This window comes from Amazonocrinis nigriterrae CENA67 (assembly GCF_016056305.1).
Lineage (GTDB): Bacteria > Cyanobacteriota > Cyanobacteriia > Cyanobacteriales > Nostocaceae > Amazonocrinis > Amazonocrinis nigriterrae.
In genome coordinates this window covers 1-12,458 of record NZ_JAECZC010000036.1, presented here as the reverse complement: position 1 = coordinate 12,458, position 12,458 = coordinate 1, and the positions used below count along the sequence as shown (strand labels likewise).

Here is a 12,458-nt window from a genome sequence, read left to right as displayed (position 1 = left end):
GAACTCTGTAAACTTTTGTAAGAAAGGGTAAAGGTTTTAACCTTTACCCTTATTAATATAATTATGTTTATTTTTGCCGACTTCCTTTACTAACCGCAATAAGCCAAGTTGCTCAATCCAGGAGTATTTACTAAGTCAGTATTGACTATCCAACCATTACCGGATAATTCACCGGGAAAACTTCTAGCAAGGTCGATTTCTACCCATATGTAATTTTCGGATCTGTAGGACTTAACTACATTACCTGTTGTCAAGTTCACAAACACTCTTGTATTTGGATAAAGTGTTGTGATGTAGTTTCCTCTCGTACTAGGTTCACTACGTATAATAATTTCTGGTCGTACAATTTGCCGACAGACACTGTTAATAGTTGGTCTATTCCAAGGTTTTTGCTCACTGTTATTCGTTTCACAATACTTGAGTACAGCAGTTTGAATAAACCCGGAAGTAGGAGATTGAATTCTCACAAATCTATCTCCATTAGCTGGGATATATGCTAAGGAAACCTTTGTATTTGCAGAAAATATCCTAATAGCGTTAGATGTTGTTGAGGGTTCTTGGAAAATTGGAGTATCTACTTTAGTTGCACGACAACTAGCCGATGGAGAATTGAACTGATTTTCTTCTATTTGAGCTAAAACAGGTAAACTAAGAGCAAAATTAGCAATATTTACTACACTAAAAATATACAATAACTTATGAAATTCCACGTTTTTGACCTCAATTTCACTCATGAAAGAGTGCAAAATAGATTGTAAGTGTATCAACTCTGACGTGAAAATATTTTACTACTGTTGAGGGGTATTATTATTTACTTAATAAAAAAGATGAAGTATCAAAATTTATACTTCATCTTAGCCTCAATAAGCCGCTTAAAAGATGTTTAAATGCTTCATCCTTTAGCCTTGAAAAAGCGCTGGCGCATACGATCCACAAAAGTATTGACTTCTGGGATTTTCATGAATGAAGCGATCGCTCCAAATACTACAATCCCCACTAAACCAGATATGCTTAACTGCAACAGTAGAATCAGTAAACCCTGTTTACCTAATACCTGCTGACAAGCAACCAGAGTAGCGTAGCTGGCTATGCCAGAGACGATACTACCCGCAGTTAAACCGAGAATTGGCACAGTCCACTCACGCCAAGGTAAACCATTCAGCTTGCGATCGAGCAACCACAACAGCATCAACATTGAGCTACAATTGACACCCACTGTTGCTAACACTAAACCAGGGGCACCAAAAGGTTTAACGAAAATCCAATCGAGTGCAACATTGAGCAAGATGTTAAAAGTACTAATGCGAAAAGGTGTCTGTCCATCGCCCAAGGCATAAAACACCCGCACTAAGACATCACGCCCCAAATAAGCAAACATGCCAATACCGTAAGCAACCAACAGCGAAGATACCAACTCTGTAGCATCTTGCTTAAAAGCACCACGCTCATATATTACCTGTACAATTGGTACAGATAAAACCACCATTAATGCCCCCAAAGGTAGCATAGTAAAAGCGGTGAGTAATAAACCCTGACGAATGCGTAATTTTAAATCTGGCCAATTTTCTGGTTCGGCAAGTTTGGCAAATATCGGTAACAGGGGCAACAAAATAATATTAGAAATAATTCCTAAAGGTGTTTGCACCAGCAAATTGGCATAGTTAAAGCCAGCCGCAGCACCAGGAATTGGACTAGCAAAATAAAGGTCTGTGGCAACATTAATTGGCATCATCCCGGAGGAAATTGTTGCCGGAGTCATGATTCTAATTACTTCTTGAACACCCGGAGATTTAAAATCAAATCGCAACCGTAATGTGCCTAATCCTAACCGCCATTGCACAATTAACTGCACCAACCACTGAAGAATTGCTCCTAACAAGGTTCCCCAAGCTAATACCATGCCACCGATAAAAGCATATTCTGGCTTAATAATGTCTTTGCCATATTGCAAAGCTAAAATACCGATGCCTGCGACAACAGTCACACTTGATAATAAAGGACTAATGGAGAGTAACCAGTATTGATTGGCTGTATTGAGAGTGCCAAAGCCGATGCCAATTAAACCGGAAAATAAAGCCATTGGCGCCATGATTTGGATCTGTTGAATAGCGATCGCCCTGGTTGTCGGTGACAAACCATGACCGACAATATCAACAATCTCATCTGCCAAGAAAATCTGAGCAAATGTCACCAGCAACAGCAATCCACCCACCAGTGTTGTCACCGTTTCCACTAAGGAAGCAGCTTCTTGTTGCTTGCGCCTGGCTAAAACGCTGACGATCGCACTATGTAATGGCCCATTCACCCCACCCAGTAGTATTAAGAGAAAGCCTGGAATAATATAGGCGTAGCTGTAGGCTGTAGCAGCAGCACCAACACCAAAAGCAGCTGCGATCGCTTGCTGTCGTATTAAACCAAAGACTTTACTAATTAATGTGGCTGCGGCAACAATACCAGCAATCCCGGCGAATGAACGAGAGGGTTTTTGCTCTTGATTAGTCACGAAGTATACCTGACAACTCTGCTAGAGTGCATATTTCTGAAACATTTAACCTGAAATTTTAAGGGATGTCAGGCAAAATAGTCATTAAATTTTAATCTGATGGGAATCATTTTAAGTGCGATCGCTGCAAATAAAAATGCAAGTTGGTATAAATACAGGTTGCCTTAGCGAGAACGTTTTATTTGACACATATTTTTCAAATGGTCATTGCTCATATTGCTGGTCAAATAAGACTGTAAAAATACTACCGTTTGCATGATTATTTTTAACAGTAATGTTGCCGTGATGTACCTCGATTCAGATCTTGCACCTGACCCTGAGTACGCCTTGAACTTAAGTTCAAGGCTTATAGCTCAAGTCCGTTTTAACGGACTGAAATTGATGTTTAGTAAGCTTTAGCTTACTTCAGCTTTGAGCCTGTGAAATTTATTTCTTGGCGGTAAATTGGGCAGGTGCAAGATTTGAGCGTGAAAATCCCCTCTCTCGCAATGCCGATGCTTCTACGTCGCTACTGCTTCACTAGTAAATCAGTACAACCCACAGGAAAAAAAACTTACACTTGCATCAGTTCTAGCAAAAAATCAGATGCTCTCTGGGAATACTAACTTTATGAGGCAAAAACGTAATTTTATTATTAAGTAGGCATAAATGAGTATTGCGAGCCAAACCCCCATAATTGCTGGATATCAAATTAGCTCTCAACTGTATGCAGGTTCCAGAACCAGAGTATATCGAGCTATTAGAGAGCAAGGAACACTTGCAGTAGTCATTAAACTTCTGACATCTAAATATCCCAGCTTCAACGAATTATTGCAATTCCGCAATCAATATACCATTAGCAAAAATCTCAACATTCTCGGTATTATTCATCCCTTATCGTTAGAAACCTATGAAAATGGTTATATTTTGGTGATGGAAGATCGGGGGGAAATTTCTTTACGAGAATATATTCAAACCACTACTCTTTCACTGGTTGAATTTTTGGCGATCGCTATTCAATTAACCGATGTTATCCACAGTTTACACCAAAACCGTGTAATTCACAAAGATATCAAACCTGCAAACATTCTGATTCATCCCCAAACAAAACAAGTTCAACTGATCGACTTTAGTATCGCTTCCCTGTTGCCTAAAGAAACCCCAGAAATTAAAAGTCCCAATTTCTTAGAAGGAACCCTCGCTTATATTTCTCCCGAACAAACTGGCAGGATGAACCGAGGCATAGACTACCGCAGTGATTTTTATTCTCTGGGTGTCACCTTTTATGAATTATTAACAGGAGAATTACCATTTATCTGTGATGATCCGATGGAATTGGTGCATTGTCATATTGCCAAAATACCTACGGCATTAGGGAATAGGGAAGGGATTCCGCAGGTAGTTTCAGATATTGTCATGAAATTAATGGCGAAAAACGCCGAAGATAGATATCAGAGTGCTTTAGGATTAAAACACGATTTAGAAAATTGTTTATATCAACTTAAAGATACTGGGAAAATTACAAATTTTGAAATTGCTCAGCGGGATGTGTATGATCGCTTTCTCATCAAAGAAAGACTCTATGGACGTGAAGCAGAAGTTCAGACTTTACTGGATGCCTTTGAGCGCGTCACCAACGGCACATCTGAAATGATGTTGGTGGCAGGATTTTCAGGGATTGGTAAAACTGCGGTAGTCAATGAAGTTCACAAACCTATTACTCGTCAGCAAGGGTATTTCATCAAAGGAAAATTTGATCAATTTAATCGTAATATTCCCCTATCAGCTTTTGTCCAAGTCTTACGAGATTTAATGGGACAATTATTGTCAGAAAATGACGCGCACTTAGCACGATGGAAAACCAAGATTCTCGAAGCTGTGGGCGACAATGGACAAATTCTGATTGAGGTAATTCCTGAACTGGAACGAATTATTGGTCAGCAACCTTCTGTGCCAGAACTATCACCAACTGCGGCACAAAATCGCTTTAATTTATTGTTCCAAAAATTTCTTGCAGTTTTTACAACAAAAGAACATCCGTTAGTAATGTTTCTGGATGATTTACAGTGGGCAGATTCAGCTTCCCTTGTGTTGATTAAACTCCTGATGCAGGATCACAGCTATTTGCTATTGTTGGGGGCTTATCGAGACAATGAAGTTTCGCCGGCACATCCATTCATCTTGACGGTGGAGGAACTGAAGAAAGCTGATAAGACTGTTAATACAATTACTCTTTCACCTCTTGCCTTGAATGATACAAATCAGTTAGTTGCTGATACATTGCATTGTACGACACAGCGATCGCGTCCTCTCACAGAATTAATTGATCGCAAAACTCAAGGAAATCCGTTTTTTATCACCCAGTTTCTCAAAGCATTACACGAAGACGGACAGATTAAGTTTAATCGTGACCAAGGTTATTGGGAATGTGATATTGTCCAAATTAATGCGCTTTCCCTCACCGATGATGTGGTGGAATTTATGGCGCAGCAGTTGCAGAAATTGCCAAAAGTAACGCAACAAGTACTCAAGTTAGCGGCTTGTATCGGGAATCAATTTGATTTAGCAACCTTAGCGATCGTTTCCGAACAATCACAAGCTTCTTCGGCGACGGCTTTGTGGAAAGCCTTACAGGAAGGACTGATTCTGCCACAAAGTCAATTATATAAATTTTATCTCAGCCATGAACAGGCAGATGCAAACACTAGCAACATCGAAAATGTAACCTATCGGTTTCTACACGATCGCGTCCAACAAGCCGCCTATTCTCTGATTCCTGAGGAGCAAAAACAAACAACCCATTATCACATCGGACAACTACTCCTACAAAAGATTTCTCCAAAAGCAAGAGTTGAACGCATTTTTGAGGTGGTCAATCAATTAAACTATGGTACTGCTTTAATTACCGAACAAAGCCAACGAGAGGAACTCGCACAACTTAACCTCACAGCCTGTTGCAAAGCCAAAAGTGCAACCGCTTATCAGGCGGCTCGTGAATATGTGACAGTGGGTTTGTCTCTATTAGGAGAAAAAGCTTGGCAACAGCAATACCAAATTACTCTTGCTTTTCATGAATTAGCTGCTGAATTAGCTTACCTGTGTGGTGACTTTGAAATGATGGAACATTTCATTGAAATTGTCACCGAACAGACACATTCCCAACTAGAAAAAGTCAACGTTTACCGAATCAGAATCCAGGCTAATGCCTCTCAAAATAGGCTTGCTGAAGCTGTAGCCATCGGTACACAAATCCTGCAACAGTTGGGTGTCACCTTTCCCGAAACACCAACACAGACGGATATTCAACAGGCAATCCAAGAAATCAGCGAACTGATTGGTGACAGAGAAATTGCAGATTTAATTCACCTCAAAGCGATGGCTGATGCAGAAAAACTGGCAATTGTGCAGATTGCCAACAGTATTTTACCAGCAGCTTTCAACTTTGGCTCTCCCATATTCCCATTAGTAATTTGTTTGTCAATTAAATTATCTATTCAATATGGAAATACATCGACATCAGCCTATAGCTATGCTTGCTATGGCATCCTTATTTGTAGACTTTTGCAAGATGTAAATATAGCAACAAAGTTTGGACAACTGGCACTTGGTATCATAGCCAAATTTGATGCCAAAGCGATAAAAGCTGAAGTATTAACTGTGCTAGGACTGTTTATTATACACCGCAAATCTCACATCAAAGAAACACTATCAGTCTCCCAAGAGACTTATGTTACTGCACTCGAAGTTGGCAACCCAGAGTTTGCTGGATATTCTGCCTACAGTTTTTGTTTTAATTCTTTTTGGTGCAGTCAGCCCTTAGCAACTTTAGAACAAGATGTCCGCAGCTACTGCAATGGGTTGATGCAGTTAAATCAATTGACAACAGCTAATTACTGCCGGATTTATTGGCAATCTATTTTAAATTTGCTCTTAGTTGGGGAGTATCCGGTTATTTTATCTGGGGAGGCTCTGCAAGAAAGTGAATTTCTGCCTTTGTTGCTGTCTGCCAATGACTTGATTGGATTGTATTTCTTTTATTTGTATAAGCTGCTGCTTTGTTTCTTATTTGGGGAAATTGAGCAAGCGACAAACTATGCAGTTCAAGTCAGACAATATTCAACTGCTGGTGCTGGGTTGATCGGTGAAGCTGTGTTTTATTTCTACGATTCTCTGATAATTTTGGCACAGTTGAGTCAACCTTCAGATGGGACATTAGAAGTATTAGAGCAGGTAGAACAAAACCAAACACAACTGCAACAGCACTGGGCACACTATGCCCCGATGAATCACCAACACAAAGTTGATTTAGTAGCAGCTGAAAAATGCCGAGTATTAGGACAAAAAACAGCAGCCATTGAGTTATATGACAACGCGATCGCCCAAGCTAAAGAAAACGGCTACATTCAAGAACAAGCCTTAGCTAACGAACTTGCTGCTAAGTTTTATCTCGCTTGGGGTAAGGAAAAGGTAGCCGCAGGCTATATGCAGGAAGCCTACTACTGTTATGCTCATTGGGGCGCAAAAGCCAAAGTCGCCCATTTAGAACAACAATATCCGCAACTACTAGCGGCTATTCTCCAACCAAGTAACTTTGCCATCACATCTGAACCAACTATCTCGTCAACTCTGATGAGGAGCGTCAGTGGCGGCCAAAATTTGTGGTTAGATTTTCTGGCAGTGATGAAAGCAGCACAAGCCATCTCCCAAGAAATTGAATTAGAGAAACTGTTAACGAGCTTAATGCAGATTGCCATCGCTAATGCCGGCGCACAAATCGGTCATTTCATCCTGCGCCAAGATGAACAATGGTTAGTCGTCGCTCAAGCCGATCAACAACGAGCAAAAACTTTAGAAACTCCGCTAGATAGATATCAAGAAATTCCTCAGAGTTTGATTTATGCAGTGGCACGGACTCAAGAGACGGCTGTGTTTGAAAACTTGAGCGATTCAGTGCAATTTGCAGGCGATCGCTATATCATGACACACCATCCCAAATCAGTTTTGTGTACTCCCATTAGTCGGCAAGGTAAACTCATCGGGATTTTGTACTTAGAAAATAACTTAACTATGGGTGCTTTTAGTGGCGATCGCATCGAAATTCTACAACTTCTCACCAGCCAAGCTGCCATCTCTGTGGAAAATGCCCGTTTATATCAACAAACTGAAAACTATTCCCACACACTAGAAGCAGAGGTAGAGCTAAAAACCCACGCTCTCAACCAAAAAGCCGAAGATTTAGAGCAAACCTTGAAAAAATTGCAACAAACTCAAGCGCAATTGATACACAGTGAAAAAATGTCATCACTAGGTCAACTGGTAGCTGGTATTGCTCATGAAATTAACAATCCAGTTAATTTTATTAAGGGTAATATCACGCATACAAAAAGTTATATTGCAGACATGATCAGTTTGTTGGCATTGTATCAGCAAGAATATCCCCAACCTAGTGCAGTTATTCAAGCCAAGAAAGAAGAAATTGACCTTGATTTTCTGTTTGAGGATGTCAATCAAATTTTAGAATCTATGAAAGTAGGCAGCGATCGCATTAGCCAAATTGTCTTGAGTTTACGCAACTTTTCTCGCTTGGATGAAGCAGAATTCAAAGCTGTAGACTTACACAGTGGCATTGAAAGCACGCTGTTAATTTTGCACAATCGCTTACAAGCCTTTGAAAATAAACCTGAAGTGCGCGTGGTTAAGAATTATGGCAACTTACCTATGGTGAATTGTTATCCTAGCCAGCTCAATCAAGTTTTCCTAAATATTATCAACAATGCCATTGATGCCATTCGAGATCATCCCGAAACCAGTGAAAACCCGGAAATTCGGATTCGTACTGAAGTCATAAACAGTAAACAGTTACGAATTGCGATCGCCAATACAGGTAGTACGATTCCCGTGAGTCTTCAAAACCGTGTTTTTGACCCGTTTTTTACCACAAAACCCATCGGTCGTGGTGCTGGTTTGGGTTTATTTGTCAGCTATTCAATTATCCAACAACATGGCGGCACTTTGACTTTGCGATCAGAGCCAACAGAGCAAACAGAATTTCAGATTGTTCTCCCTATCTGTTGAATAAGTATTACAGATGTGCATCCCTACTGTTGTAAATTAATTTCTTGAAAATGTTCAGAAGCTTGATTTTTCATTACTAAGCAAGGAGCTTAGAGCCAATATCCGCCTTGTCCAATAAACAACCCAAGAAACCGAAGTAACTTGGGTTGAATAGTAAAGTTCAGTTTATTTTGTGTTTGCTCATGAATTTTTATATATTTACCTTTCATCAAAAACCAAAATAAACTCAAATTAGTAATTAATAATATATAACTTAATAAATCACCTTTATTTTGCATGTTTTGCACAAAAATCTTGTTGTTAATTTGCTATTCATAGAAATAACCTAGCGACATCCTAAACTATCTCGCGTAGACACACCTGTAACTGAATTTATGCCATCTGCTTTTTCACACAGTAGCGACACTTGATAACGGTCAATTAAAGCATCTGTAAAATCAGCGCCAGAAATATCAGCATCATAAAAGCGGCTGCGTGTCAAAGTTGCTTCTGTAAAAATGGCATTTTTCAGGTTTGCACCATCTAAAGTAGCACGGTCAACTAAAGCACCAGTTAAATTTGCACCTTCTAAATTGGCTTTTAATAAAACTCCCTTAGTCAGAATTGCGTTGGTTAAATTTGCTCCTTGGAAATTTGCACCCCGCATTTCCGCAGCAACAAAAGTCCCACCTGCTAAGTTAGCGCCCTGAAAGTCACGATTTTCTAGATTTATGTTGCTGTAGTTGATTGAGTTTAATTGAGAAAAAGCCGGTTTGGGATTAATCATTATCCAAAACCAAGCTAAAAGCAAAATTACAATTAAACTAAACAATTTGAGTAAAATCTTTTTCATAACTTTATTTTTTTTGTCAGTTGCTAGTTGTCAGTTGTTAGTTGTTAGTTGTCAGTTGTTAGTTGTTTTTTTTCTTTAACCACTGACCACTGACCACTGACCACTGACCACTGACCACTGACCACTGACTATTTCCAATCTTTCCCAATACGAATTGTAATGTCCGATTCTAAATCACCAGTAGCTGCCACCTCTAGTTGACCTAAGCCGAGAATTTTTTGCAATTCAACTCCTGGTTGTTGCTTTCCTTTGCGAAGGATAATCTGAGTTTGGCGTTGGGTATCCGGCCAATCCGATACTGTGTAAATATTTTTAAAGCCTTTCTGTTTCAGATAGGCAATAACTTTTTCATTTACTTGAGGCTGATTGGAGGCATTTTGAATAGCAATTTTGAGGTTAGAAACTGGACGTGAATCTTGTTTAAGACCAGGAATGTCTACCCCTACATAATTATTCAGTAGGCTCTGTTGTCCAGTCAAATTCAGCCAGTAACTATCAGGGTCTTTGCTGAAACGGCTGAATGTACCAGGCAACATGGTCATTTGGAAATTATCCCGCTCTAAATTCACGGAAAAATTCACCAAAGCCATCATTTCTTCTATCTTGAGGTTTGTGTCAAAATATTTCCGCATGATGCGGGTTAATTGGGGCAACCTGGGTAAAACGGTAGGACTGTTAAGGCGTTGGAGTAATGCCGCAAAGAGTGCTTGCTGTCGCTGTACTCTTGGTAGATCTCCTTGTCCTGGTTCGCGCCACCGTGCAAACTGTTGTGCTTGTTCGCCGTTAAGGGTTTGCCAACCGCTAACTAAAGTCATTGGCTGTCCACTGCTAGAGTCTCGATATTCCATTGTTTCAGGAACAAAGACCTCTACCCCACCTAACTGATCGACTAACTCCCTCAAGCCACTAGTGGAGATACGGACGTAGCGATCAATAGGCGCATTGTTGAGGGTACGGCTGACTACCCGTGCTGCTAAGACTGGCCCGCCTTGGGCATTGGCGTCAGATACCTTAGTTAATCCCTTTTCTGGGATGGCAATCATTGTATCCCTGGGAATTGAAAGTACCCGCATGGATTTGTCGCTGGGGTTGAGTCTGACCAGCAACATGCTATCGCTTTTGCCAGCAAAACTCTCTGGTGAGCCATCAACAGTACCCCTGACTGGTTCAATCCCCATAATCAGGATATTCATCGGGCGTGATAGCTGGTACTGGGAGATTTTTCCCCATAACTCCCCTGGTAATGGCATTTTCTGCTCATCTTTACCAGCAAATCCTAATTCTTCATCTGTTTTATCCAGATTGCTCCATAAAGGAGTCCACAGCGCCAAAGTTGAGACCAACAGCCCAGATAAGACAATGCCGACGACAACTGTCAAAATCCACAGTAGCCATCGAGGCATGGTCAAGCCCAACCTCTCGTAAAGCTCGTTAGGGATAGCACTGACAGACTCTACGACACTACGTTGGGTATTTGCTTGCTGTTGTGGTGCTTCTAGATCTGAAGCTGGTACAGTTTGCAGCGTTCCCTGAGTTTCTGGCACTTGTATTTGCTGAGGTTTTACCTCTAGATCCAGTTCTGATATCTGTTGAGGTGTAACCGAATTCTTCGACCATTGAAATTGTTTAATCACTATTATCTCCCCACTCAACCACTCCCTAAAAGTATGTTAATGCAAGCTACAAATCTTGCCAGAGGAAAAGCTCACTGTACACTATGTATTGTTCTTCAGTATGTGTGTATGACAACATGAGTAGTTATTTGTTCCCAGTAATCCTTGCCGGAGGCAAAGGTGAGCGTTTTTGGCCTTTAAGTCGCCAAGATCGACCTAAGCAATTTTTAAGTCTTGATGGTAGCTCTAGAAGTCTATTACAAGCAACTGCCGATCGACTGTTATCCATTGGAGGAAATTGGGAGTCCTTGTGGGTCATCACCTCTAGTCAAATAGCTGAAGGAATACGCCAACAGCTACCCGAACTACCATCTCAAAATTTATTGATTGAGTCGCAGGGTAGAGACACCGCCGCAGCCGTTGCTTGGGCAAGCTTGGAAATCAAGAAGCGTTATGGAGAAGACGCTATCATCGGCTTTTTCCCCTCAGACCACTGGATAGCTAACGAAAAGGCGTTTGCACGTACCTTAAGTGCTGCTAGTGAGCTGGCGGCAACCAAAGAAGCGATTGTCACATTGGGGATCAAACCTACTTTCCCATCAACCGGTTACGGCTACATTGAGCAAGGCGAAAAAATTGGTAGCTTTAATGAGTTGCCAGCTTATCACGTCAACCGCTTTACTGAAAAGCCCAACCTGGAAACAGCAGAAACTTTTTTATCTACGGGTCGTTTTAGCTGGAATAGCGGCATGTTCGTGTTTAGGGCTGGGGTGGTTCTTAAAGAATTACACACCCATGCTCCAGAAATCATCGAACCTTTAGAACAACAGGGGCCTGATGTCTATCCCCAGTTACCTAAGAAGAGTATAGACTATGCACTCATGGAAAAGACTACTCTAGCATATGTCTTACCAGTAGAGTTTGGTTGGGATGATTTAGGTGATTGGAATGCGATCGAACGTTTACTGAAAAAAGAAGAGACTCCCAATGTAGAACTCGCTACTCATGTGGGATTGGATACGCAGGGGGCTATTGTTTACGCTACTAATCCAGAAGATGTAATTGTTACTATTGGTTTAGAGGATGTCGTGATTGTCCGCGATCGCAATGTCACTCTCATTGTTAATAAAAACCGCACCCAGGAAATCAAGCTAGTTCTCAAAACCCTGCAAAACGATCCCCGATTTACTGAACTGCTTTAAATGTAAAAGTTAAAACCCTTGGCAGAGGCTCAAATGGGTATTTATCTATTATAACTTAACTGTCTCTAACTTTGAGCCTCTAGCCAAAAAAGTTGGGGAGCAGGTGAGCAGGTGAGCAGGGGAGATGAGGGAGAAGTCAAAAATAACTTCTTTTTTCAGTAAACGTTCGATCGCATTCCAATCACCTAAATCATCCCAACCAAACTCTACTGGTAAGACATATGCTAGAGTAGTCTTTTCCATGAGTGCATAGT

Annotated in this window: 7 protein-coding genes; 2 read left to right on the top strand and 5 right to left on the bottom strand. The window is 40.8% G+C overall.

Annotated features, from left to right (window positions below):
- Positions 1 to 89: 89 nt before the first annotated feature.
- Together I8748_RS18360 and murJ are read right to left on the bottom strand one after the other, a co-directional pair.
- Positions 90 to 734 (bottom strand): hypothetical protein, encoded by a 645-nt coding sequence (locus I8748_RS18360; protein WP_198126012.1) that lies wholly within the window; start codon positions 732 to 734, stop codon positions 90 to 92.
- Between the two features lie 158 nt (positions 735 to 892).
- A complete protein-coding gene (gene murJ / locus I8748_RS18355; RefSeq protein WP_198126011.1) occupies positions 893 to 2,503 on the bottom strand; it encodes a murein biosynthesis integral membrane protein MurJ in 1,611 nt (536 codons plus the stop codon).
- A gap of 648 nt (positions 2,504 to 3,151) precedes the next feature.
- Here murJ and I8748_RS18350 point away from each other — a divergent pair.
- Entirely contained in the window at positions 3,152 to 8,557 is a 5,406-nt protein-coding gene (locus tag I8748_RS18350) for a trifunctional serine/threonine-protein kinase/ATP-binding protein/sensor histidine kinase (protein WP_198126010.1), read from the top strand.
- Between the two features lie 325 nt (positions 8,558 to 8,882).
- Here the strand turns inward: I8748_RS18350 and I8748_RS18345 are convergent, their stop codons facing one another.
- Together I8748_RS18345 and I8748_RS18340 are read right to left on the bottom strand one after the other, a co-directional pair.
- Positions 8,883 to 9,389: a pentapeptide repeat-containing protein gene (locus tag I8748_RS18345; RefSeq protein WP_198126009.1), complete on the bottom strand. Its 507-nt coding sequence runs from the start codon at positions 9,387 to 9,389 to the stop codon at positions 8,883 to 8,885.
- 128 nt (positions 9,390 to 9,517) lie between these two features.
- Positions 9,518 to 11,023, bottom strand: coding sequence for an LCP family protein (locus I8748_RS18340; protein ID WP_198126008.1), 1,506 nt, complete (start codon positions 11,021 to 11,023; stop codon positions 9,518 to 9,520).
- Between the two features lie 116 nt (positions 11,024 to 11,139).
- On the opposite strand from I8748_RS18340, the gene I8748_RS18335 reads away from it, so the two are divergent.
- Entirely contained in the window at positions 11,140 to 12,204 is a 1,065-nt protein-coding gene (locus I8748_RS18335; protein ID WP_198126007.1) for a mannose-1-phosphate guanylyltransferase, read from the top strand.
- Between the two features lie 48 nt (positions 12,205 to 12,252).
- On the opposite strand, the gene I8748_RS18330 is transcribed toward I8748_RS18335, so the two are convergent.
- Positions 12,253 to 12,458 (bottom strand): hypothetical protein (locus I8748_RS18330; protein ID WP_214662649.1); only part of this gene is annotated, 206 nt, incomplete at its 5' end.

Coding starts and splice junctions, on each gene's coding strand:
- I8748_RS18360 (WP_198126012.1), bottom strand. CDS start 734: ATGAGTGAAATTGAGGTCAAAAACGTGGAATTTCATAAGTTATTGTAT.
- I8748_RS18350 (WP_198126010.1), top strand. CDS start 3,152: ATGAGTATTGCGAGCCAAACCCCCATAATTGCTGGATATCAAATTAGC.
- I8748_RS18345 (WP_198126009.1), bottom strand. CDS start 9,389: ATGAAAAAGATTTTACTCAAATTGTTTAGTTTAATTGTAATTTTGCTT.
- I8748_RS18335 (WP_198126007.1), top strand. CDS start 11,140: ATGAGTAGTTATTTGTTCCCAGTAATCCTTGCCGGAGGCAAAGGTGAG.